The organism is Exiguobacterium marinum DSM 16307 (assembly GCF_000620845.1).
GTDB lineage: Bacteria > Bacillota > Bacilli > Exiguobacteriales > Exiguobacteriaceae > Exiguobacterium > Exiguobacterium marinum.
This window is the reverse complement of record NZ_KK211189.1, coordinates 2,158,754-2,182,711: the sequence shown is the minus strand read 5'-3', so window position 1 is coordinate 2,182,711 and position 23,958 is coordinate 2,158,754. Positions and strand designations below refer to the sequence as shown.

28 protein-coding genes are annotated in these 23,958 nt (G+C 46.6%); 23 read left to right on the top strand and 5 right to left on the bottom strand.

Annotation, left to right across the window (positions count from 1 at the left end):
• Nucleotides 1-76 precede the first annotated feature (76 nt).
• Complete coding sequence (locus P400_RS0111565) at nt 77-544, bottom strand: hypothetical protein (RefSeq protein WP_026826354.1); 468 nt, start codon at nt 542-544, stop codon at nt 77-79.
• A gap of 171 nt (nt 545-715) precedes the next feature.
• On the opposite strand from P400_RS0111565, the gene P400_RS0111560 reads away from it, so the two are divergent.
• The 4 genes from P400_RS0111560 (at nt 716) to P400_RS0111545 (ending at nt 7,193) form a co-directional block, all read left to right on the top strand.
• The gene (locus P400_RS0111560) at nt 716-994 is read left to right on the top strand and encodes a YlaN family protein (protein WP_015881276.1); all 279 of its coding nucleotides are present in this window, start codon (nt 716-718) and stop codon (nt 992-994) included.
• An 86-nt stretch (nt 995-1,080) separates the two neighbouring features.
• Nucleotides 1,081-2,316: an FtsW/RodA/SpoVE family cell cycle protein gene (locus P400_RS0111555; protein ID WP_026826353.1), complete on the top strand. Its 1,236-nt coding sequence runs from the start codon at nt 1,081-1,083 to the stop codon at nt 2,314-2,316.
• Between the two features lie 21 nt (nt 2,317-2,337).
• Nucleotides 2,338-5,787 (top strand): pyruvate carboxylase, encoded by a 3,450-nt coding sequence (locus tag P400_RS0111550; protein WP_034771139.1) that lies wholly within the window; start codon nt 2,338-2,340, stop codon nt 5,785-5,787.
• A gap of 53 nt (nt 5,788-5,840) precedes the next feature.
• Nucleotides 5,841-7,193: a cryptochrome/photolyase family protein gene (locus tag P400_RS0111545; protein WP_026826351.1), complete on the top strand. Its 1,353-nt coding sequence runs from the start codon at nt 5,841-5,843 to the stop codon at nt 7,191-7,193.
• Between the two features lie 33 nt (nt 7,194-7,226).
• Here P400_RS0111545 and P400_RS0111540 read toward each other — a convergent pair whose 3' ends face one another.
• Nucleotides 7,227-8,132, bottom strand: a complete 906-nt coding sequence (locus tag P400_RS0111540) for a COX15/CtaA family protein (protein WP_026826350.1) — start codon at nt 8,130-8,132, stop codon at nt 7,227-7,229.
• Between the two features lie 333 nt (nt 8,133-8,465).
• Here P400_RS0111540 and cyoE point away from each other — a divergent pair, with 333 nt between their 5' ends.
• The 10 genes from cyoE (at nt 8,466) to P400_RS0111490 (ending at nt 16,428) form a co-directional block, all read left to right on the top strand.
• Complete coding sequence (cyoE, locus tag P400_RS0111535) at nt 8,466-9,392, top strand: heme o synthase (protein WP_026826349.1); 927 nt, start codon at nt 8,466-8,468, stop codon at nt 9,390-9,392.
• A 97-nt stretch (nt 9,393-9,489) separates the two neighbouring features.
• Nucleotides 9,490-10,467: a cytochrome c oxidase subunit II gene (coxB, locus tag P400_RS0111530; RefSeq protein ID WP_034771494.1), complete on the top strand. Its 978-nt coding sequence runs from the start codon at nt 9,490-9,492 to the stop codon at nt 10,465-10,467.
• A gap of 38 nt (nt 10,468-10,505) precedes the next feature.
• On the top strand, nt 10,506-12,374 hold the full coding sequence (gene ctaD, locus P400_RS0111525) for a cytochrome c oxidase subunit I (protein WP_026826347.1): 1,869 nt from the start codon (nt 10,506-10,508) through the stop codon (nt 12,372-12,374).
• Nucleotides 12,375-13,001: a cytochrome (ubi)quinol oxidase subunit III gene (locus tag P400_RS0111520; RefSeq protein ID WP_034771133.1), complete on the top strand. Its 627-nt coding sequence runs from the start codon at nt 12,375-12,377 to the stop codon at nt 12,999-13,001.
• Nucleotide 13,002: 1 nt separating this feature from the next.
• Entirely contained in the window at nt 13,003-13,332 is a 330-nt protein-coding gene (locus tag P400_RS0111515) for a cytochrome C oxidase subunit IV family protein (protein ID WP_026826345.1), read from the top strand.
• Between the two features lie 134 nt (nt 13,333-13,466).
• Nucleotides 13,467-14,390 (top strand): cytochrome c oxidase assembly protein, encoded by a 924-nt coding sequence (locus tag P400_RS0111510; protein ID WP_026826344.1) that lies wholly within the window; start codon nt 13,467-13,469, stop codon nt 14,388-14,390.
• Nucleotides 14,391-14,413: 23 nt separating this feature from the next.
• A complete protein-coding gene (locus P400_RS0111505) occupies nt 14,414-14,875 on the top strand; it encodes a DUF420 domain-containing protein (RefSeq protein WP_026826343.1) in 462 nt (153 codons plus the stop codon).
• Nucleotides 14,876-14,896: 21 nt separating this feature from the next.
• Nucleotides 14,897-15,511 (top strand): SCO family protein, encoded by a 615-nt coding sequence (locus tag P400_RS0111500; protein WP_026826342.1) that lies wholly within the window; start codon nt 14,897-14,899, stop codon nt 15,509-15,511.
• A 5-nt stretch (nt 15,512-15,516) separates the two neighbouring features.
• Nucleotides 15,517-15,789, top strand: a complete 273-nt coding sequence (locus P400_RS0111495; RefSeq protein WP_026826341.1) for a hypothetical protein — start codon at nt 15,517-15,519, stop codon at nt 15,787-15,789.
• Nucleotides 15,790-15,936: 147 nt separating this feature from the next.
• Nucleotides 15,937-16,428, top strand: a complete 492-nt coding sequence (locus P400_RS0111490; protein ID WP_026826340.1) for a cysteine hydrolase family protein — start codon at nt 15,937-15,939, stop codon at nt 16,426-16,428.
• 57 nt (nt 16,429-16,485) lie between these two features.
• Here the strand turns inward: P400_RS0111490 and P400_RS0111485 are convergent, their stop codons facing one another.
• Together P400_RS0111485 and P400_RS0111480 are read right to left on the bottom strand one after the other, a co-directional pair.
• The gene (locus tag P400_RS0111485) at nt 16,486-16,848 is read right to left on the bottom strand and encodes a YugN family protein (protein ID WP_015881291.1); all 363 of its coding nucleotides are present in this window, start codon (nt 16,846-16,848) and stop codon (nt 16,486-16,488) included.
• Nucleotides 16,849-16,952: 104 nt separating this feature from the next.
• Nucleotides 16,953-17,708, bottom strand: a complete 756-nt coding sequence (locus P400_RS0111480; RefSeq protein WP_026826339.1) for an ATP-grasp domain-containing protein — start codon at nt 17,706-17,708, stop codon at nt 16,953-16,955.
• Between the two features lie 132 nt (nt 17,709-17,840).
• On the opposite strand from P400_RS0111480, the gene P400_RS0111475 reads away from it, so the two are divergent.
• Genes P400_RS0111475 through P400_RS0111455 form a run of 5 tightly spaced genes read left to right on the top strand, consistent with a single transcriptional unit; the run spans nt 17,841 to nt 20,636 of the window.
• Nucleotides 17,841-18,290 (top strand): YlbF family regulator, encoded by a 450-nt coding sequence (locus P400_RS0111475; RefSeq protein WP_026826338.1) that lies wholly within the window; start codon nt 17,841-17,843, stop codon nt 18,288-18,290.
• Entirely contained in the window at nt 18,274-18,528 is a 255-nt protein-coding gene (locus P400_RS0111470; protein WP_235181850.1) for a YlbG family protein, read from the top strand. Before P400_RS0111475 ends, P400_RS0111470 begins: the two co-directional genes overlap by 17 nt.
• A 52-nt stretch (nt 18,529-18,580) precedes the next feature.
• Nucleotides 18,581-19,147, top strand: coding sequence for a 16S rRNA (guanine(966)-N(2))-methyltransferase RsmD (rsmD, locus tag P400_RS0111465; protein ID WP_026826336.1), 567 nt, complete (start codon nt 18,581-18,583; stop codon nt 19,145-19,147).
• Nucleotides 19,148-19,152: 5 nt separating this feature from the next.
• The gene (gene coaD, locus P400_RS0111460) at nt 19,153-19,647 is read left to right on the top strand and encodes a pantetheine-phosphate adenylyltransferase (protein WP_026826335.1); all 495 of its coding nucleotides are present in this window, start codon (nt 19,153-19,155) and stop codon (nt 19,645-19,647) included.
• Nucleotides 19,644-20,636 carry a SepM family pheromone-processing serine protease gene (locus P400_RS0111455; RefSeq protein WP_026826334.1) on the top strand — a complete coding sequence of 331 codons (993 nt, stop codon included), beginning with the start codon at nt 19,644-19,646 and terminating at the stop codon, nt 20,634-20,636. The genes coaD and P400_RS0111455 overlap by 4 nt, the downstream gene beginning before the upstream one ends.
• On the opposite strand, the gene P400_RS0111450 is transcribed toward P400_RS0111455, so the two are convergent.
• Entirely contained in the window at nt 20,615-21,745 is a 1,131-nt protein-coding gene (locus P400_RS0111450; protein ID WP_026826333.1) for a tRNA(Met) cytidine acetate ligase, read from the bottom strand. The genes P400_RS0111455 and P400_RS0111450 overlap by 22 nt on opposite strands.
• Before the next feature lie 156 nt (nt 21,746-21,901).
• Between P400_RS0111450 and P400_RS0111445 the strand changes: the two genes are divergently transcribed.
• From P400_RS0111445 to P400_RS0111435, 4 genes are all read left to right on the top strand, one after another.
• Nucleotides 21,902-22,429 (top strand): YceD family protein, encoded by a 528-nt coding sequence (locus P400_RS0111445; RefSeq protein ID WP_026826332.1) that lies wholly within the window; start codon nt 21,902-21,904, stop codon nt 22,427-22,429.
• Nucleotides 22,430-22,451: 22 nt separating this feature from the next.
• Complete coding sequence (gene rpmF, locus P400_RS15560) at nt 22,452-22,625, top strand: 50S ribosomal protein L32 (RefSeq protein ID WP_015881300.1); 174 nt, start codon at nt 22,452-22,454, stop codon at nt 22,623-22,625.
• Nucleotides 22,626-22,744: 119 nt separating this feature from the next.
• Nucleotides 22,745-23,590, top strand: a complete 846-nt coding sequence (locus P400_RS0111440) for a ketopantoate reductase C-terminal domain-containing protein (RefSeq protein WP_026826331.1) — start codon at nt 22,745-22,747, stop codon at nt 23,588-23,590.
• Nucleotides 23,584-23,943 (top strand): DUF3397 domain-containing protein, encoded by a 360-nt coding sequence (locus tag P400_RS0111435; RefSeq protein ID WP_026826330.1) that lies wholly within the window; start codon nt 23,584-23,586, stop codon nt 23,941-23,943. The genes P400_RS0111440 and P400_RS0111435 overlap by 7 nt, the downstream gene beginning before the upstream one ends.
• The last annotated feature ends 15 nt before the right edge of the window (nt 23,944-23,958 follow it).

Here is a 23,958-nt window from a genome sequence, read left to right as displayed (position 1 = left end):
TTCATTATAATCAATACACTATATGTTACACTTTATGAACTAAAAAGTCCAAAAAAATGAGAAGGAAATTTCCTCCTCATTGATTGCTCAGTACGGTGATGTGGTTGACTTGACGAATGACTTGATCCTCATACAACACATAGACCGGACCATCAGCGAGTACTTTTCCGTCTTTTGAAAATTGTAAATACACGCGTGGCGCCTCGTTGAGTGGAATCGTCAAAATCGTGTCGCCATAGAATCGTATATGTGTCGCCAAGTCGACAGGTTCAGCGTTGTTCAAAAATGGGGCGAGCGGCATGGCGAACGAATCGCGTAGTGCTTCGTCCTTGTCTTGTCGTGACATCGGTTTATTGTGGTCGATTCTGGTTCCTTGTGATAATCCATCATCCCATGCTTTCCCCATTTTCGCATAGTAGGCATCACGGTCATTCACTGTCACCGCATTCAAATCTTCAATCTTTCGTTTCCGTTCGTCAAAAATCCATACGGTCGGGTCAATCGTCAAACTGTGGCGAACCGATCCGTCTAGTGGAAATATCATGATTACGTCCCCCTTCATGCACATTACATGTTTCATTATAGCGTTCTTTCTTTTAAAATGGAAAAAGGAAGAATGTCGCATTCATTTATACTGTACATTGAATTATGATGAAAGATAATGTACAGTTGAGTTATGACAAACAGTCTGTCATCGTACGGAGGAGGGGTCGTAGTGGCGACAAATTTGGCTGCAATCCAACGGGAGCAAGCGCTTCAATTACTCGAGGCGGATGCTGAAAAAATCCGTTGTCTGATTGAAGTACAGTTAGAAAACCTTAAAATGCCGAAGTGCCCGCTTTATGAAGAGGTGCTTGATACACATATGTTTGGACTATCGCGCCAAATTGATTTTGCGGTTCGTCTTGGACTCATTTCAGACATTGAAGGTAAAGGACTGCTCGATTCATTGGAACAAAAGTTGTCTGCCTTGGCAGAAGCTTCAGAATTATGAACCTTATACTCAAACTGTGCAAGTGGCGCTGTTTGAGTATTTTTTTATAAAGGTTGTCGGATTGTTGTACATAAGGAAGTGAATACATGAAAACACGGTTTCGGTATTTTGATTTTGCGTTGTTTTTGTCAGTGCTCTTGCTCGTAGGGATCAGCTCCATCATGATTTATAGCGCGAGCGTATGGAATCGTGGGGATTACGCAAATAGTAGCTTATTTTATCGCCAACTCATCTACGTTGGGATCGGGATTTTTGTCTACTTGTTTGCGACGTTATTCCGTTATGAGATGTTTCGTAAAAAAGGTCTTCGCCTCACTCTCTATACGGTGTCGGTCATTCTGCTGTTTGTCACATGGGCGATGCCGCCGTTAAATGGGGCGCGGGCTTGGCTCATCATCGGAGGGTTCACGATTCAACCGGTCGAGATCGCAAAATTCGTTCTCATCATTTTACTTGCGAATTACTACCATGAATTATGGAATAACGAGTTGAAAGGGTTACCGGGTCGACTAGCCCGAGCCGCCATTGTGAAAAAAGGGTGGCGCGCACAAATCGGTGCCTTCTTTTTAGTACCGGTCCTCTTTTACTTCTCGCTCTATGCCATCGCGATCAACGGTCAACCGGATATGGGTGGATTGTTTGTTCTCGGTTCCATCATGCTACTTATGTGGTTCGGTGTCGGGGCACCACTTCGGGTTTTGATTCCTGGTATTTTAGCGGGGATTGGAGTTGTCTTCTTATTGTTTACGACCATCTTCTCGGAGAATCAACGAAGCCGGATTGAAGTCGTGTTCAACCCATTTATGGACCCGGAAGGATATGGTCACCAATTGCTCATGTCGATCATTTCGATTGTGCATGGAGGATTGACCGGTGTCGGGCTCGGGAACAGTTTTCAAAAGTATGGGTATTTGCCAGAACCTGAGACTGACTACATCATGTCGATCATTGCTGAGGAGTTAGGGTTCTTCGGTGTGTTGACGGTTTTGGTATTACTCTTCTTTATCGCGTTTCGCGCGATTCATATCGCCAATCATGCGGATAATCATTTTGCGATGTTCGTCTCGTTTGGTATTGCATCACAAATCATTGTTCAAACGGCCATCAACATCGGTGCGATGTCCGGTTGGTTCCCAGGGACAGGGGTGACCTTACCGCTTGTCAGTTATGGTGGGACATCGCTCATTATGATGATGGGGGTTCTCGGTGTGCTCAGTAGTATCTCGATGCGAAATCGTCATCAAGAAGCGACAAGACGAGAAGAAATTCGAGTGAAGTCAGAAGAAAATGTACAACGTTCACCGCTTCACGTGATCAGGTAATATCAATATCTAATTTCATTAATGGGGGGATTTCATTTGAAAGCAATCAAAAAGTTACTTGTTGCAAACCGTGGGGAAATTGCCATTCGGGTATTCCGAGCGGCAACGGAGTTAAGCATTCGGACCGTGGCCGTCTATTCGCAAGAAGATAGCGGCTCGTTACACCGTTTTAAAGCCGATGAGGCCTATTTAGTGGGACTGGATAAAAAGCCGATCGATGCGTATCTCGATATCGAAGACGTTATTCGCATCGCTAAAGAATCGGGCAGTGATGCGATTCACCCAGGATATGGATTCCTTTCTGAAAATATCGAGTTGGCACGACGTTGCCGCGAAGAGGGGATTATCTTCGTCGGACCTCACGAGTCGCACCTACATGCCTTCGGGGACAAAGTACGTGCACGCCAAAGTGCAATAGCCGCTGGACTCCCTGTCATTCCGGGATCAGACGGTCCACTCACATCTTACGCAGATGCGGAGGCGTTTGCCAACGAGCACGGTTTCCCGCTTATGGTCAAAGCATCTATGGGTGGCGGGGGACGCGGTATGCGTGTCATTCGTACGGAAGCCGAAATGAAAGATTTAATTGAACGTGCGAAATCAGAAGCGAAACAAGCGTTTGGTTCTGATGAAGTGTACATAGAAAAATTAGTTGAACGTCCGAAACATATCGAGGTCCAAATCCTCGGGGATGAGCATGGTCACATCGTTCACTTGTTCGAACGTGACTGCTCGGTTCAGCGTCGCCACCAAAAAGTCGTCGAAGTGGCTCCGTGTGTGACGTTGTCTGAAGCATCTCGACAAGCGATTTGTGATGCAGCGGTTCAACTTATGCGGCACGTTGGATATGTCAACGCCGGTACGGTCGAATTTTTGGTGACTGAAGACGAATCGTTCTACTTCATCGAAGTCAATCCGCGTGTCCAAGTCGAACATACCATTACCGAGATGGTGACAGGCTTTGATATCGTTCAAACACAACTGATGATCGCTCAAGGCGAGTCGCTTCACGGCGATATGATTCAAATGCCACGACAAGAGGACATTAAACTTCTCGGATACGCGATTCAGTCACGTGTTACGTCAGAAGACCCAGGCAACAACTTCATGCCGGACACTGGAAAAATTATGGCGTATCGTTCACCGGGCGGCTTTGGTGTCCGTTTGGATGGTGGGAACGCATATGTCGGTGCAGAAATTTCTCCATACTATGACTCGCTTCTCGTTAAATTGTCGACACATGGGATGACATTTGAACAAGCTGCCTCAAAAATGGTTCGAAACTTGAATGAATTCCGGATCCGTGGAATCAAAACGAACATTCCATTCTTGATTAACGTGATGAAACATGCGAATTTTATCAGTGGCGACTACAACACGTCGTTCATCGATGAGACGCCAGAGCTTTTCGTTTTCCCGAAACGGAAAGACCGTGGAACGAAACTGTTGAACTATATCGGAGACGTCACGGTGAACGGATTCCCTGGTGTCGGATTGAAGGATAAGCCGATTAGCCGTTCAGTGCGAATCCCGCATAACCTCCCGTCAGAAGCGAAGCCAGGAACGAAACAAATCCTGACTGAACTCGGACCTGATGGGCTCGCCGACTGGATCAAGCATCAACCTGAACTGTTATTGACAGATACGACGATGCGTGATGCGCATCAGTCATTACTCGCGACACGTATGCGGACGCAGGACATCCTCAATATCGCGGAGCCAACGAGCAAACTGATGCCGGAATTGTTCTCGGTCGAGGCGTGGGGAGGGGCGACATTTGATGTCGCTTATCGCTTCTTGTCTGAAGATCCATGGGTTCGACTCATGAAGCTTCGTGAGAAGATGCCGAACGTCTTGATTCAAATGTTGCTCCGCGGTGCGAATGCGGTCGGATATAAAAACTATGCAGACAATGTCATTGAGAAGTTTGTACATGAAGCGGCTTATGCAGGTGTTGATATATTCCGAATCTTTGACAGTCTCAACAACTTAGAGTCGATTCAACTTGCGATTGATGCGACATTACCGACAGGGAAAGTGGCAGAGGCGGCCATCTGTTATACGGGCGATTTATATGACGGTAACCGCCCGAAATATCACTTACCTTACTACGTCGATCTTGCGAAGAAGCTTGAGGCGAGTGGTGCCCATATCTTGGCAATCAAAGATATGGCTGGTCTCTTGAAGCCAGAATCTGCATATGCACTCGTATCGGCATTGAAAGATGCTGTCGATCTACCGATTCATCTGCATACACACGATGCATCCGGAAACGGGATTTTCACATATGCACGGGCGACAGATGCCGGGGTTGACATCGTAGACGTTGCTGCGAGCTCGTTGTCAGGGATGACGTCACAGCCTTCAGGTGGAAGCTTAGTGTATGCGCTCAACCATCATGAACGTCAACCAAAGATTGATCCAAAACACTATGAAGTCATCAGTGACTACTGGCAAGACGTTCGTCACAACTATGAACCGTTTGAAAGTGATATGCGCGCTCCACATCCGTCTGTATACGAACATGAGATGCCAGGGGGGCAATATTCAAACCTTCAACAACAGGCGAAAGCAGTCGGACTCGGAGACCGTTGGGGAGAAGTCAAAGCGATGTACGCACGGGTCAATATGTTGTTCGGTGATATCGTCAAGGTGACACCGTCATCAAAAGTCGTCGGTGACATGGCGCTCTTCATGGTCCAGCACAACTTGACGGAAGAAGATGTGATGACGCGTGGTCATCAGTTAGACTTCCCAGACTCGGTCGTCGAAATGATGCGAGGTGAGTTAGGGACGCCTCCTGGTGGATTCCCGAAAGAAGTGCAACAAGTCATCTTGAAAGGGGAAGAACCACTAAACGTTCGTCCGGGTAAACTGATCAAGCCGTACGACTTTAAATCTGCAGGTCAAGAACTGTTCGAGAAATTCGAACGACCGGTCACGGACTTTGAGCTTCTCGCCCATGCGCTCTATCCGAAAGTGTATGAAGACTATATCAAACATACAACGACATATGGTGACGTATCGGTGCTCGACACGTTAACGTTCTTCTATGGACTAAACGTTGGCGAGACGATCCATGTTGAAATCGAGACTGGGAAAACGTTGATTATTAAGCTCGTGCAAGTCAGTGCACCAAACGAAGATGGCATTCGTCTCGTCTCTTATGAGATGAACGGGGTACCACGTGAGATTGAAATCAAAGACGTAAACGTCAAGTCGGCGACGACGAGCCGTCCGAAAGTGGACCGGGGGAATCCGAAACAAGTTGGTGCATCGATGCCAGGTTCTGTCTTGAAAGTACTGGTTGAACCAGGCAGTCGTATTCATCGTGGGGAGCAGCTGCTCGTCACGGAAGCGATGAAGATGGAGACGACCATTCAAGCAGCACAAGATGGTGAGATTAAAGCCATCCACATAAAAGAAGGCGACACAATACAAAGTGACGATTTGTTGATTGAATTTGTATAATCAAAAGAAGCATAGTTCGCTATGCTTCTTTTTTGTAGATAGGAGTGAAAATCATGAAACGAGTATGTTGGTTCCGATCCGATTTTAGACTGACCGATAATCATATGCTACACCGTGCTTTGAAAGATATGGGGGAAGGTGACGACCTAGATTTTGTTTTTTGGTTAAACCCTGAATATTGTGATCCGTTTGAGGTACGCCACGACTACTTCTTTTCGACAATGCGTACGTTTATGGATGATTTAGAAGCGGATGGGTTAGGACTTCGTGTCCTCGTCGCCGAGTCAGAAGCTGACTTCGTGAAACAGCTCGGTGACATCGACGTTCTTTATTTTAATGCGGAATATGTGGAACCATTCAAACAGCGCGACGATCGCGTCATCGAAGCACTTGGTGAAGAAGTGAAAGTCGTACGACTGCTTGACCGGCATCTGTTTCAACCTGATGCGTTTAAGACAAAGAGCGGTGATCCATACAAGGTGTTCACCCCGTTCAAAAAAGCGGCATATTCCGAACAGCCGCCGAAACCTTACGATGTGGATGTCGATCGCTTAGCGCAATTCATTAGCACAAAGAATGAAATACCGAGTGAACTAAAAGACTTGTTCAAACGTTGTGAACGCGAGTGGAAAGGGTTAGGGGAGACCGAGGCGAAGAAACGGTTGACCCGCTTCGTCAATGATCGCATGGTCGATTACGGTGAGAAACGTGACATTCCAAGCATCGCAGGAACGAGTCGATTGTCCCCATACTTACGTACCGGTGTATTGTCGATTCGAACCATCACCGAACAGGTATTGTCCGCTAAACAGTCGAAAGGACGCGACACGTATTACGACGAACTATTGTGGCGCGAATTTTACTACATGGTCATGGCAAAGTTCCACGGATTGAAAGAACAACCGTTCAATCCCAAATATAAGTCGCTTGAATGGGAAGAAAATGATGAACAGTTTGAAAAATGGTGTAACGGGGAGACCGGTTATCCAATTGTAGACGCAGCGATGCGTCAGTTGAATGAGACCGGGTGGATGCACAACCGTCTGCGTATGATCGTCGCATCTTTCTTGACGAAACATCTCCTTCTCGATTGGCGAAAAGGGGAACTTTATTTCGAACGGAAACTGATTGATTACGAGGCCTCGTCGAATATCGGGGGGTGGCAATGGGCTGCTTCGGTTGGGACAGACGCCGTGCCATATTTCCGCATCTTCAATCCGACGACGCAATCTGAACGGTTTGACCCCGACGGAACGTTCATTCGACATTATGTGCCGGAACTGAAGCATGTGTCAGATAAGTCAATTCACTTCCCGGACCCGTCGGAAAGGGAAGATTATCCGAAGCCGCTTGTCGACCATAAAGAAGCGAGAGAACGTGCCCTCGAACGATTTAAAGAATTGTAAACAAAAAAGCGCTGAAGCGCTTTTTTGTTTGAGTTATCCATTCATGTCTTTCAGTCGTGCTACATCTTTCCGAGCTGTCGATCGATAAGCGTGGTAAGAAAGGTATGACAGAATACCAAAGTAGCAAGTAATCAAGAATGCGTGTAGAAGTGGCACATATGTGGCGTGGCCACCAAGTACGATCCATGCTCCTGTTCCGACTTGAAGAAGGATGAAGAAGAGGGACGCCATCATCCCACGTTCGATCAACTGATCCATCTCTTTCTTCGCTAAGTAGAGAACGAATAATGTGTACAGGACAAGGAGCCCCGCCATCAATCGATGTCCCATTTGAACATAAGATTCGAACGTCCATACATTTTGGTCACAAATCGGCCAACCGACACAAGCGTAAGTCGCTCCTAAATGTCGGACGTACGCTCCCGTATAGACGACAATCATCGTATAAATAGAAAGGCCGTACAGATGAGCGCGCAATTTCTTTGATACAGCCTGATGTTCTCGGTCGCCCTCGAATAAGAGAATCGTCAAAATGAGTAGCGATGCGAATGAGACGAGAGAGATACCGAAATGAAGTGCCAAAATGGCATCTGATTGTTGCCATATGACTGCTCCTGCTCCAATGATCGATTGGATGAGCATGAAGATAAATGCGAGAAATGCAAAGATTTTTACATCAATACGACGTTTGACAGCGATGAACGTCCAAATTGCGAGCGCAATGATGAGAAGGCCTTCAAAGCCAGATACTACACGGTGACTGTATTCGATCATCGTTTCAACGCTCGGGTTCGTTGGAATCAATTTTCCGTGACAGAGTGGCCAGTCCGTCCCACAACCATCCCCTGAGTCCGTCTTCGTCACGGTTCCACCCATGATGAGGACAAGCATCATTCCGAGGGTGACAAACCCTGAGAAAAACGCGAGTTTTTTATGCATGCATTACCACCTGCTTCTAATCAAAATCCGATAAAATTGTGCCTTGTTTATTTATATTTTTTTCGCCATACTTATTATACGGCTTTCTGTTCGAAAAACGAAATGGAAAAGCTTGCAATCGTTATCAAAAACGTTATTCTAATATTAGTAAAGCACATTAGGTGTGACAAATATCACACTATCGACACAAAAAACTCGCTATTTCACAAGCATAAAAGGCGTATTTTATAAAGAAATATGGTATCTTTGTAGAGAGTTAAGTGTATTTTGTTCATATTGTGTTTTTTCTGTGAAGAGAATGCGAGGATTTCGTGATTATGTGGGGGGGTCAGTATGACAAAAGTCAACCCAGGAATGACGGTAGAGTTAGAATATACAGAGTCAACGTCATTTCGAGATTACGTCGCCTTAGCGAAAATGGGAATCGTTCGTGCCAACCTGTTGTTGGTGTTTGCGGGATTCTTCGTGGCAGCGACGTATCAGAGCGATACGCCAGTACTTTACTTGTTTGAAGTTTGGCCACAGCTCTTATTAACGATGTTAGGAAGCGCACTCGTGATTTCGGGGAGTTGTTACCTAAACAACTTCGTGGACCGAGATATCGATTACTTAATGGATCGTACGGACAATCGACCGAGTGTAACCGGCAAGATTTCAGGGGAGAAAATCTTACTCCTCGGATTGACACAACTTGCGATTGGAACACTGTTATTGCTCCTTGTATCGTACGTCGCTGCAGTATTCGGTTTAATCGGGGCATTTTTTTATGTCGTGATTTATACGATGTGGCTTAAGCGTACGAGTACGCTCAATACGGTCGTCGGGAGTATTTCGGGAGCCGTTCCACCGCTCATCGGTTGGGCAGCGCTTGATCCGACACTTCATATCGATGCGTGGCTCATGTTCCTTGTCATGTTTTTATGGCAACCACCGCACTTCCTAGCGCTCGCCATGCGACGGACGGAAGAGTATCGAGCGGCAGGCATTCCGATGCTTCCGGTCGTGAACGGATTTGCCATCACGAAACGGCAAATCATCTGGTGGATTGCGACGCTAATTCCAGCATCGCTCTTATTTATGCATTACGGTCTTGTTTACTTGACAGTCGCAGCCGGTTTAGGGGGCTACTGGTTGTATCTCGGGTTGAAAGGATTCAACGCCGAGGATGAAATCAAGTGGGCAAACAAAATGTTCTTCTATTCATTAATTTATTTAGTCGTGTGGATTATCGCGCTGATTTTAACAGCAGCAATGGCGTAACCGCACTCACTATATAGAAAACCATTACACATCATTTTGGGAGAAAGTGGGGATTGTTGTGAAATCATTTAAGAAGCTTCTGTTTGGCATCGTCCCGATGATGATGTTCGCAGTCCTGTTGTCAGGTTGCGGTCAAGAGGGATTGTCTGCATTGAAGCCGATGGGAGAAGGGGCTGAGCTTCAGCTCCGCATCATTCTCATCAGTTTGGCGATCATGCTCTTCGTACTCATCATCGTCTCGGTCATTTACGTGTACGTGCTCATGAAGTTCCGTCGGAAAGACGAATCGATTCCGAAGCAAGTTGAAGGTAGCAGTACACTTGAGATGATTTGGACAGTCGTTCCGATTATCCTTCTCATCATTCTCGCTGTTCCGACAATCACGACGACTGTCGAACTCGCGAAAGCGAAAGAAGCGAAAAAAGAAGAAGAAATCAATGTTACAGCTAACTTGTACTGGTGGGAGTTCGAATATCCAGAAGCAGGTGTAGTGACAGGGCAAGAGCTCGTCATTCCAGTCGGAAAACGAGTCGGCATCAACTTGACGTCTAAAGATGTCATTCACTCATTCTGGGTACCGGCCTTATCTGGTAAGACAGATACGAACCCAGGACTTGATAACGAAATGTGGTTGCATGCAAATGAACCAGGTACTTACTATGGAAAATGTGCTGAGCTTTGCGGTCCGTCACATGCCCTTATGGACTTTAAAGTCATCGCGCTCGAGCAAGAAGAATACGATCAATGGCTCGCTGACATGAAAGCCAAGCAAGACGATAACGGTGAGAACCTCGTCGCAGACAACACGAACTTGACGACAGGTGAACAAGTGTATGTCGAAAGTTGCTTGAGCTGTCACGGCGGCGGTAAAGTGGCACCAAGTTTAACGAACTTCGGTGATCGGGAATGGCTCGCAGGTTACCTCGAAAACAACGAGGACAACTTGAAAGAGTGGATTCGTGACCCGCAAGAGAAGAAACAAGGGGCTCTCATGCCAGGTTTCAATGAAGGTCAAATCAGCAACGAAGAATTAGACGCACTCGTTGACTTCTTGTATGAGCAGAAGATTGACTAACGGGAAAAGGGGGATTTCACGTGGCACAGACCACTGCAATGCAGCAATCGCGTAAATACAATGGCATCATGGATTGGATTACGACGGTTGACCACAAAAAAATCGGTATTTTGTATTTGTTTTCAGGAATCTTCTTCCTCCTTCTCGGTGGAATTGAAGCATTACTGATTCGTTGGCAACTCGTTAAACCAATGAACGACTTTGTCAGCGGTGAGACATTTAACCAATTGATTACGATGCACGGGACGACGATGATCTTCCTAGCGGCGATGCCGATGCTATTCGGCTTCATGAACGCGGTCACACCGCTTCAAATCGGGGCACGCGACGTTGCGTTCCCATTCATTAACTCATTAGGATTTTGGTTATTCTTCTTCGGTGGAGTCATGCTTAACTTGAGCTGGTTCTTCGGAGCAGCACCAAACGCAGGTTGGACGGCTTATGCGCCGCTCTCAACACAACCGGAAGCGACAGGGGTAGACTTCTACGCCCTCGGTCTTCAGATTTCAGGTTTCGGTTCATTGATGGCCGGGATTAACTTCCTCGTCACAATCTTGAACATGCGTGCGCCAGGAATGAAACTCATGCGCATGCCACTCTTCACATGGACGACTTTCGTTGCATCGGCATTGATCGTCTTCGCATTCCCACCACTTACGGTCGGATTGTTCATGTTGATGTTCGAGCGACTCTTCGGAGCTGCCTATTTTGACCCGGCACTTGGCGGGAACGTAGTCATCTGGGAACACCTTTTCTGGATCTTCGGTCACCCGGAAGTATACATTTTGATTTTGCCGGCATTCGGTATTTTCTCGGAAATCATTCCGACATTTGCGCGTAAACGCCTCTTCGGTTACACGACGATGGTCTTCGCAACAATGCTCATCGGTTTCCTTGGATTCATGGTTTGGGTTCACCACATGTTCACAGTCGGTCTCGGTCCAGTCGCCAACTCGATTTTCGCTGTTGCGACAATGGCCATCGCCGTACCGACCGGTGTTAAAATCTTTAACTGGCTCTTCACGCTATGGGGCGGTCAAATTAAATTCAACGTCGCCATGCTTTACTCAGTCGCGTTCATTCCTTCATTCCTCGTAGGTGGGATGACAGGAGTTATGCTTTCAGTCGCACCGGCTGACTATCAATACCACGACAGCTACTTCGTTGTCGCTCACTTCCACTACGTTATCGTAGGTGGGGTTGTATACGGTCTCTTCGCAGGACTTTACTACTGGTTCCCGCTCATGTTCGGAAAAGCCCTTTCTGAAAAGCTTGGATACTGGCAGTTCTGGTTGTTCTTTATCGGATTCCACTTGACGTTCTTCCCGCAACACTTCCTCGGATTGTTCGGTATGCCACGTCGAGTCTTCACATACCTCGGTGGTCAAGGTTGGGATACGCTCAACCTACTCTCGACAATCGGAGCATTCTTCATGGGTGTGTCAACGATTATCTTGCTCATCGCAGTTGTGAAAGCCTTCTTGTCTAAAGAACGCGTCAAACCAGACCACTGGGAAGACGGACGTACGCTTGAGTGGACACTTCCTGTCCCGACTCCAGAGTACAACTTTGCACAAACACCACTCGTCAAAGGACTTGATACGTTCTGGCTCGAGAAAATGGCTGGTAACAAACGCGTATCAGTCGCTGAAGAAGTTTCGGACATCCACATGCCGAACAACTCGCTCATTCCGTTCTTCATGTCACTCGGCCTCTTCATCGCAGGACTCGGTGCCATCTTCCAGATGGATAACACAGTTGTCGGCTGGTCATTGATCGGATTTGGATTAGCGATGACGTTCGTCTCGATGTTCCTACGTTCTTGGATTGACGATCACGGCTACTACATTCCGAAGTCACAAGTCGAAGCAGACTTGAAAGCGATTCGTGAGAAAGGAGAACAATAAATGGCACATACAGTTGAAAAACACCCAGTGACCGGTATCCCGGCCAATCCAGAGAAAGCAACGCTGGAAGGGAAAAATAAATATGTGGCTTTCTGGTTCTTCCTTGGTGGTGAGACAGTCCTCTTCGCCTCGCTCTTTGGAACATACGTTGGTCTCTTGAACTCTGGTGCGCCAGAGGAATTACGCTCGTATAATATCTTTGAAATGGAGCTCGTCTTCATCATGACGATGCTCCTCCTCACAAGTTCACTCACAAGTGTCCTTGCGATGATGAACATGAAAGCAAACAATCCAGGACGGATGAAGCTTTGGTTGATTGTGACACTCCTTCTTGGTGCTGGATTCCTTGGTGCGGAGATTTACGAGTTCATTCACTACTACCACATTGGTCACACGTTCACGTCGAGCGCATTCGGTTCAGCCTTCTACACGTTAGTCGGCTTCCACGGAGCGCACGTCACGTTCGGTCTCCTTTGGATTACGACGCTCTTGATTCGTAACTGGAACCGTCCGATTGATGTATACAACGCACCAAAGTTTTATGTATCAAGTCTATACTGGCACTTCATCGATGTTGTTTGGGTCTTCATCTTCTCAATCGTCTACCTCTTAGGGATGGTGAACTAATATGGAAAAACGAGCTATGAACGAATCACACAAACAATTAGAGCTAGAAGTAAAAGCAGAATCAAAGCGTGAGTATCAGCTTCAATTGATTAGTTTTGCGATGATGATTTTACTCACGTTCGTGGCATTCGGTGCCGTTTATGCGGAACTCATGCCAGTTTGGGCAGCAGGTGGCTTCTTGATCATCTTGGCAGTCATTCAAGTCTTTCTACAGTTATATATCTTCATGTATATGAATAACCGTGGGAACACATGGATCGTCGGTATGATGTGGTTAGGCATCTTTATTGCTATCATCACGGTAGCTGCACTACGCTTACTCATTTGGTAATTGTGACAAAGGATTGAACATCTGTGGAAACACGGATGATTCGGTCCTTTTTCCTTTACTTCAAAAATGAATGAATAGTAATCTTGAAGTGAACGGTTTCAAAGGTTAGGGAGAGAAAGAAAAGGGGTGAACGGATGCTCTGGAATACGTCGGAGCTGCTCAATCAATTTGATTGGCTCACGTTATGGAGTCCGCTGTTCGGATTGCTCATGGTCGGGATTTATGTATTATACGCCGTCGTGACAGAGAGAATGGCGAAGCGAGGATATGCCTCGACCACGTTGTTACAAAAGTTTAGTATGTTGTTTGCCATTGTCTTGTATTACATCGGTTTTGGAAGTCCAATCGATGTCATGGCACATATCATTTTATCGGTGCATATGTTCCAGATGGTGCTCGTCTACATTTTGGCACCGGCACTCGTCGTTTACGGTCTGCCGTACTGGGTGTTTGAAAAAGTACTTAGCTTCAAGTTTATTGGACCGATGTTTAAGTTTTTAACGACGCCACTGATTGCGCTCATTTTATTCAACGCATTGTTCTCGATTTACCATATGCCGGTCGTATTCGACTACGTCTTGACGAACTATGGCGTTCACCGGATCTTCCACGGTGCACTAGTCGTCTTTAGTTTGACGATGTGGTATCCGGTCATCGTTCCGCTCGTCTCAGACGAAGAGGAAGGAATGTCCGATTTGAAACGAATGGTATATATTATCGCCAACGGGGTCTTGTTGACACCGGCCTGTGCGCTCATCATCTTTAGTCAAACGACGCTTTATAATGCGTATACGGATCCGCAGACGTTTGCGACGGTCCTTGGATACTGTCTACCGAACGGTGACGTGTCCGGAATCGATTTAGAGGCGTTAATGGGAGCGACGAATAGCGCGCTCGAAGACCAACGTTTCGGTGGGGTTCTCATGAAACTCGGTCAAGAAATCGTGTATGGTTTCTTCTTCGGCTGGACGTTCTTCGGCTGGGTGCGTCGGACGAAATCTCTTGCTCTCGATGAAGGCATGTCATTCACTCCGCAAGAAACAAATGAGAAAAATTAAACAGAACAAAAGGGGAAACGTTGATGAACTATCTTGCCTTAATTAGTGTGTCATTCATCGTCATCAGTGCGATTCTAGTCGCCATCGGATGGGTGATTATCGCAAAAGACCGCAGCAACATTGAAAAACATAAAAAGGTGATGACGGCTGCCGGGATTGCAGCGACGACGTTCTTCATCCTGTACGTCTCGCGTACCATTTTTGTCGGAAACACGGCATTCGGAGGACCGGATTCAGTGAAACCGTTCTATCTCGGGTTTATGATTTTCCATATCCTTCTCGCGACAACAGGTGGTGTCCTCGGATTGATCACGCTCTATCTCGGTTATAAAAATAAAATCGAGAAACACCGTAAGATTGGACCAAAAGCTTCAGTCGTCTGGTTCTTTACGGCTATTACGGGTGTGACGGTTTACATTCTTCTCTATGTGGCATATGACCCTGGTGAAACGACGAACGTATTCCGCGCGATAATCGGAGGATGATTTATAGAGAGGGAGAGCTGTATGAAACGGAATAGCTATATGACGGTCGGTTTGACCGTCTTGACGCTTGTTGTCATCGGAGTAGCCGTGTATTTTGTTTTCTTCAATCAAGACGACCTACCCGTCATTCAAGAGCCAACCCCGTTCACATTGACGAACGCATTAAATGAAGAGACGTACAATTCCGATAATGGAAAAGTGAAAATCGTGACGTTCTTTTACACGAACTGTCCAGATATTTGTCCGCTCACGTTACGTGATTTCATGAAGCTCGAAAAAGAATTAAAAGATGAGAACTTATACGGCTCAGACGTAGAACTCGTCGCCATCACGGTCGACCCGGACGTGGATACCGTGCCCGTACTTAAAAACTATGGTGAGGCGTTCCAAGCGGAGCCGACGGGATGGAAGATGTTGACGGGAGACCAGGTCGACATCGACCGCATCACGCGTCAACTTCAATTTTATTATTCCAAGGCGAACAGTGGACTCGTGACGCACGCGACGACGATGTACGTCATCGACCGTCACCATGATGTACGTGCTGTCGCTCAGATGGCAACGGCAGGGGATGACCCGGTCGATATCGAATCTATCATGGAGGACGTGAAAGTGCTCGCGAATGAAAAGGAGTGATCACCATGAATGATACGATGGCTGTGATTGGGAATGACTATTCATACGGAGACGTGACGATCGCGGAACGGGCGATTGAAGATTTGATTGCCTGTAGCGCCATTGAATTTGGCTTGAAAGAAGTGAAAGTCGTCTCTCGCTCGAAAGACCACTATGATTATCTAATCATTGCACCATTATCACTCGTCGAGGCAGAGCGATTGTACCGCTATGTCCGAGACCAATTTGATTTATTACTCGGTCAGGTCGATGTGACGTTGAGCATCATAGCGACATGACCGAAGGGAGGACCCGTAAAGGGCCTCCCTTTTTTATATGCTAGACGCTATGTTGATCATGACTATATCTTCCAGAAGTGAATTTTGTTATGATGTGAAGTAAGACGAACAAAGGTTCGTTTTTTTAATATTGGAGGAGGATGGAACATGCAGAATCATGCGTTGGTCGTCATTGATATTCAAAATGACATCACAAAAAATTATAAAGCAATCATCGACAACATTAACAAAGCGATTGATTGGGCGGTCGCAAAGAAGTTACATATCGTCTATATCCGACATGAAAATTTATCAGCAGGGACTAGAACTTTTAAAACAGGGACGCGAGGAGCGGAATTAGCACCAGATTTGAAAATCATGTCCGACCACGTGTTCACGAAATACAAGGGCAACGCCTTGACGAGCGAGGCGTTTGCGACGTTTATTGAACAAAATGGCATCGATACCTTCTATATCACTGGTGCTGATGCTACTGCTTGTGTGAAGTCGACTTGCTACAATCTGCGGAAATCCGACTATGAGGTCAGTGTTCTATCAGATTGCATCTCGAGTTACGATTTGAAGAAGATTGAGGATATGATTGTGTATTATGAGAGTAAAGGTTGTTCCATCCTCCAGTCAGAGGACCTGTCGGCGTAAAGTCCTTGTTCGACTTTCATCTCAGATCATAAGAGACCATAAGAAAAACCCCTTCGCTTATGCAAGGGGTTTGACTTCTAGTGTTTCTGCGAGTGCCTTTAGACGACGTTCGCAGTCGCGGACGATTTCTTCTGGGAAGACTTCATCGTATTCAACACCGTGTGGGTAATAATGCTTTCCTAAAATCGGTGTGAGCATTTTTACGACAGCGTGACGATCTTCGATTTGACCTTCGATCGCGTATACAGGTAAGCGAAGATAGAATGTTTCGCCGGTCGATTGTTTCTCATATTTCATATCATACGTGGCACGCTCGTAGTCCCAAGCACCTTCACGGATGAAATGATGATGATCCATGATCGTCTCGAGCAAACCAAAACGGATTTCTTTTCCCTCGATGTGGAACTGCTCAAATTTCATCATAATCCCCCTTTTCGAATAAACCTCATATGTCATCATACCATATTCAAAAACGTTCTTGGAATAACGTGTGTTCAAATTGTGAAAAAAAGATGAACGATTAATCAACCAAGTGTATTTAAGTATTCCTCGATTTTTTGGGGAAGTTTTACACCGAGCGGAAGCAGTCCTTCTGAACCGAAAAAGACGTTGAACTCCAAAATATAAAATCCGTCTTCCGTCACGATGACGTCAAACGCCGCGTGATTGATGGATAACGTATTCGCAATCGTTTGAACTTCTTTGACGACGTCTTCCGGGATGTCTTCGTACGAAAAGTTGGCTCCTTGGGCGACGTTGTTTAAAAAGGCCTCACTGACACGCCAGTAGGCACCGACGACTTCTTCTCCAATCACGATAACGCGTAAGTCACGATCATTCGGAATAAACTCTTGTACGTAGAACGTATCATGTTTCTCGACGTATTCTAACCAGTCCTGGTCGTTTTTAATCAACCATACGCCTTGACCCATCGAGGACTTGGCTTTTTTGGCGACGAACGGATAGTGGAACTCTTCCAAGACGCGTTCAATTGTGTATGGGTTTTTTCCGTAAATCAACGTCTTCGGAATGCGATGAGGATACGTCGCTTTAAATGCACGCGTCATCTCGATTTTGTCGTGACCGAGGTGATATGTCGCAGGAGACGGGAAAATGGCTTTGTTCATCCCATAGATGATGGAATTGACCATCCAATACTCGGGGAACAAGACGAGGTCGGCAGCGCGTACCTTGTCGAGTTGGTCGAAATAATATTCGGGTTTCGCATAATCCGTCTTGATGCCGGCTGATCGAATCATATTAAAAGAAACTTTTTTCATATACAGACGCACATGGTGCGTCTCTTCACTTCCTTTCTACATTGAACGCCTTGCGGTCACATTCAATTATAGTGTGGATTGCTTACATAGGGAAACAATTGTGGTAAAATCATGGCAGAAAGGGTGAGGGGTATGATAATCACTGAACAGACGATTGCCCTGCTCGATCAAACAGAAGAATTGACCGATTTGATTGAAGCAAGCGAATCGTTTCAAACATATATTCAAACGAAAGCGGCACGGCGCACATCGCAGGAAGCCAAGGAAATCGAGCGCGAGTTTTTAAAGATGAAAGAAGATTACGAATATGTCCAACGTTTCGGGAAACATCATCCGGATCATGACCGCATAAAAAAAGAGATGCATCTCATCAAACGTCGTCTCGACGTTCAGCCGGAAATTGCGGCGTTCAAAAAAGCGGAACGAAACTTGGATAAGTTGTTAGGGGAAGTGAGTGAACTATTGGCTCATTCAGTCTCTCCTAAAATCAAAGTCCCGACCGGCAACCCATTCTTTGACGAAGGTGGATGTTCCGGAGGGGGCAGTTGCGGAGGAGGCGGAAGTTGTGGATGCGCCGTCTAAGTTGAATGAACGGATTGGTATCGTCGTATATGTGAATTCCTTGAAACAATTGAAGGCACTCAGACGTTATGCAAACCTGTACTTTGTCTCGAAACGAGAGAAGTATGCTTTTCTTTACACGGACCTCGAAGGTTATGAAACCGTAATCGAACAAGTGAAGGCTCTGCCATTCGTGGAAGCGGTCGTTCGGAGTGAGCGTCCGTTCGTTTCAGAAACGTACGAGACAAAATTGAAATAATCAAAAAGATGAAGGTGGCGTCACCTTCATCTTTTCTGCTGGAGGGAAAGACATGCGTGTCATATCTGGAGAACGAAAAGGGACCCGATTGAAGGCGGTCCCGGGCACGGCTACGCGGCCGACGACGGACAAAGTGAAAGAGTCATTATTTAACATCATCGGACCTTATTTTTCCGGGGGGAAAGCGCTAGACCTTTACGCGGGTAGCGGAGGACTAGGAATCGAGGCATTATCGAGAGGTTGTGACGAAGCCATTTTCGTCGACCGTCAACCGAAAGCCGTCCAAACGATTCAAGAGAATTTACAGACGACCCATTATGAAGAGAAAGGGAAGGTATATCGTCAAGATGCCAAAGCTGTGCTCGAGCAGCTCAAACTGAAACAGGAATCTTTCAAACTCATCTTTATGGACCCTCCCTATCATGCGGAAGAACACGTTGCGTTCTTACAACTAATCGATGAGTCTGACATGTTGATCGATATCGGCGTAATCGTCTGTGAACACGGTAGTGACGTGACGTTACCGGAGCGAGTGGGACGATTTGAACGAATTAAAGAACAGCGATACTCAGATGTGATCACCATCAGTTTTTATGAGTATGCATCGATTGAGGAGTGAAACGAATGAAACGAATTGCGATTTGTCCGGGCAGCTTTGACCCCATCACGAACGGACATCTAGATATAATTGAACGAGCGGCGGCCATTTTTGACGAGGTCATTGTCGCCGTCCTTGAGAATTCAAGCAAGGCCCCACTGTTTGATGTGGAAGAACGATTAGGACTTATACGAGATGTGACGACACATCTTCCAAACGTGTCGGCCGATGCGTTCGGTGGATTACTTGTCGAGTATGCTGCAGAGCGGGAAGCGGCGACGATTGTCCGTGGGCTTCGTGCGGTATCGGATTTTGAATACGAGCTTCAAATCGCATCAATCAACAAAAAGTTGAATGAGAACGTAGAGACGTTATTCATGATGACGAATAGTCAATATTCGTTCCTCAGCTCGTCCATCGTCAAAGAAGTGGCGAAATACGGTGCGTCGGTCAGTGAGCTCGTACCGGAGCAAGTCGAAGTGGCGTTACGGAAAAAATATCAAGTGAGCTCGGGACAATGAAATCGTTAAAAATTGGTCTCGGTCTACTTGTTACAGTGCTGCTCTTTCTTTTCGTCCCGCTCCCTTACTACATCTCCTCACCTGGAGCAGCGACCTCGATTGAAGAGTTCCTGACTGTCCAAGGCGGCGTAAAGGATGAAGGGGAACTGATGATGGTGACGATCTCCCAACGACGCGCGACACCTTTTTGGTTAGTAGAAAGTTGGATCACACCGTTCACGGAAGCAAATTTATCTAGTCGCTATTTATATGACGGTGAAAGCGAAGCAGATTACGACCGTCGTCAGAAATTATTAATGGATTCGTCGCAACAAGCAGCGATTCAATATGCCTATAAACTCGCTGGCAAGGAAGTGACAGTCGACTTTGATGGAATCTATGTGTCCGCACCGATTCCAGGGTCGCTCGCTGCCAATATATTAAAGCCCGGAGATGTTATCACCGCAATTGACGGGATGTCTTTTGCAACACGCGGAGACTTTTTAAAGCGGGTGATGGAATTTGATGCAGGTGATGAAGTGAGATTGACGATTGAGAGAGACGGGGAAGAGCGCATCGTCAAAACGCTCATTCAACCGATTGACCAGAGCGGCGATCGGGTCGGAATCGGGATATACGAGCCCCTTCCCGTGCAGGAAATCACAGCCAACCCTGAAGTGAATGTGTCCTTGACGAATGTCGGAGGACCCTCCGCAGGATTGATGTTCACGCTTGAAATTTATGATCAATTGACGCCGGGTGATTTGGCGAATGGCAAACGGATTGCCGGAACGGGAACGGTCGATGAGGAAGGAAATGTCGGACCGATTGGGGGCGCGTGGCAGAAGATCGTCGCGGCCGATGAAGAAGGCGCGGAAGTCTTTTTTGTCCCATCTGGTTCGAACTATGAAGAAGCGCTTGAATCGCGAGACCGTCTCGACAGTGACATCGAAGTTGTCCCTGTGAAGACGGCCGAAGATGCGATTCGTTATTTAGAAAAAATGAACTGAGGGCGTTGGCGATGTTCAATCAACTCATCGTTTTGAAGAGGGAGTCGATACGCTTCGGTTACACGGGCTTCGAAGTCGAGACGTGCATCGAACTTACTGACGATTGGAAGGTCTTGTTTCACATCTCGTAGCGCAAGTCGCCCAATTTCATTAAATGCGAGCGGTCTCACGTATGGGACATCGTCAAAAAGTGTCGGGACTTCCTCTTTTAACCAATGAAGCAGAACTGACACAAACGCCCGTTGAATCGCGGTACGCGTGTAACGACGGGTCGAGACGGCAGTAAGGGCCTGGTCGAAAGACGTCTCTAATCCTGCACGTATAAGTCGCGGTGCGAGAGATGCATCAATCCCTACGAGTTCAGTTAGCGTGGTGAGTGGAAGTGTTCGAAGTTTATATTGCAAGACTGGCCAATACAATTCCCAATGGGTCATCGATTGCGTCCGAAACATCGCTTCTGTCGCTTTTGGCACGGCACGAACTTCTCCAGAGTCCAAGTAATGTGCCCGAATGCCTGTCGCTGACATGACGTCCGCCAATGAAGGATCGTGATAATCCGCACCTAGTCGTTTGACCGTGTGCAACTGAATCGTCTTCGCCGCTTTGGCGTAATGATAGGCCAAAATATTGTTAGGGCGAGTCAAATCAAATGTAGGATAGACGGTCTGAAACGCATGACTCGAAGCTTGTGCAGATGAATGACCTGCTTGTAGCGCTTGACGGAGTTCCTTTTTATATATCGGCATCTCTTCGACGTCTGCTCGTGCTGCATGAAGAATAGCATCGACATCCCCGCTCTCGCTCCCAAACGATAAGGTTTGGCAACCGAGTTGTTCTGCGATTGAGACAGCGGCTGTGGCGAAACGGTCGGCGCGCTGCACACCATATTGGGTCGGCAGTTCGATGACAAGGTCGATGGCACCGCTCTCGACGGCCGCTTTTGCCCGTTTCCACTTATCGAACGAGGCTGGTTCTCCTCGTTGAGTGAACTGTGCACTCATGATGGCAATCATGATATCAGCCCCTGTTTCTTGACGTGCAGTTTGCGCTTGGTAATAGTGACCGTTGTGAAATGGGTTGTACTCTGCAATAATGGCCGTCTTTTGCATGATTTACTCCTTTGCATTGTCGTATGGATTGGTGTAAGATGAGTAAGTACGCTTTGGCAAAGCGCCGTCGTCAACTGATTTTAGTGTAAAGAAAAAACATTGACAAAACAAGTTGGCCTATCTATAATTCATATTGTTGCAATTGAGGTGATTCGGATGAAATGGTCTATTGCACAGCTACTTAAGCTCCGAAACCAGGGTGACGGTTTTACAATCGATGAGATGGTAGAACTACCAGAGCTGACTCAGCTCCATCCGGATATCCGTTCGATTCGCCCGGTGCATGTGCACGGGGATGCATCGTTCACATCTAATCAAGTTACATTCAATCTGAAGATTCAAGGTGACCTGACGTTGCCAGATGCGCGAACGTTAGAAGATGTCACTTATGAATTCGATATTGAATCGCTCGAGCCTTTCTTTTTGGAGAATGGGCGTTATACGGAGCAATTCGATGACGTGAATTTGCCAGAAGGAAATACGATCAGTCTTGTACCGATTGTAAAAGAGCTCATCATGTTAGACGTCCCGATGCAAGTTTACGGGAACGAAACAGACAAAACTCAGGTTGAAGGAGAAGGCTGGACGCTCACTGACGATCAGCCCGAAACCCAACCAAAAATTGACCCGCGCTTCGCGGGACTGGCTGACCTGTTCTCGAAAAAAGAGAACGAGGAAGGTTAACTTTTCAAGGAGGTGGACAACGATGGCAGTACCATTCCGTAGAACGTCGAAAACTCGCAAACGTCTTCGTCGTACTCACTTCAAACTCAACGTACCTGGTATGAACGAGTGCCCGAACTGTGGGGAAATGAAACTTTCACACCGTGTTTGCAAATCTTGCGGACATTACAACGGTAAAGAAGTAACAAGCAAATAATGCGAGAAGAAGCGATCTGATTTCAGGTCGCTTCTTTTTTGTTTGCGATTTTTGGGTCATAGCGAAAAGATGTGGTAAACTTTTTGTGCGAAAATAGTTTTTATAGGAGGAGGGCAACTATGAACTCCATCAAACGTATCGGGATAATCGGAAACGGAGCGGTCGGACTATTGATGGCATCCTTACTTGCTGATGATTATGAGGTGACAGTCTATGGACGAAACATATCATCACCCGACGAGCGGCTATCCATTACGAGGACAGGTATGACGAATGGATCAGCGCATGTATCTCTCAAGTCTAGCGAGACGTTACAAGAGACCGACGAGGACATCTTCTTTGTCACGACAAAAGCCCATCAAGTAGAGGGAGCTACGGAGCGACTGACAGGAAAAGTGCCGGTCTTCATTTGTTCAAATGGGATCGCACATCTTGACTATGCGAAACGCCGAGGCTTTCATTTGGGAATCGTCGAACACGGTGTGACGAAATCAAGGGGCGGGATAGAACACCGAGGACTCGGACGTATTCGAATCGGAAGTTCGACAGGTCTTCCCCCGATTCAGATTAAAGAGAGTCCGCTCCAGCTTGTGTGGGAAGAGGATATCGAACAAGTCGTCATCGAAAAGCTATTCGCCAATGCCATCATCAATCCCATCACAGCATTATGTCGTGTCCCGAATGGAGCACTCGTTAACTCTCCATATCGTGAGATTGCGCAGTCAATTTATCGTGAGTTGACGCCGTTGTTTCCGCAACAAGTCCCATACACATACATTGAGTCAATCATCGCAAGCACCGCGGAGAACCGTTCCTCGATGCTTCGAGACATTGAAGAAGGTAGGCCAACAGAAGTGGATGCAATTTTAAAGCCGGTGATTGAAAAAGCCGCTCTGACGCAGAATTCACTCACCGTCATTCCACTGCTACATAAATTGATTATAGGAGCGAGCGCATCGTGTTAGTGTATATCGTTTCATTTCCACTCATCTTATGGTTTATGGTGTATATGATACTTAGAAAAATTATGCCGAAATCAATCAACTCATTTAAACTCGCCTGTGATACTGGAGTTCTCCTATGGTTTTATGCATGTGGCGTTTTACTCGAGGCTATCGTCGGGACGGAAGTGTTTCTTTTATTCCTTGCTATTTGTTGTGCCATTTTTCCAATCAATGCAATCTGGCAACGGATTCGATACGAGGAAGTATTGTTTACAAAGATGTTTGTCCACGGCTGGCGTTTGCTCTTTTTGCTCCTTGTGCCGACACATGCGATTTTATTCGCAATCGGTGTGGCTCGAGAAATGATTCGTTGATTGATTGAAAGGAAG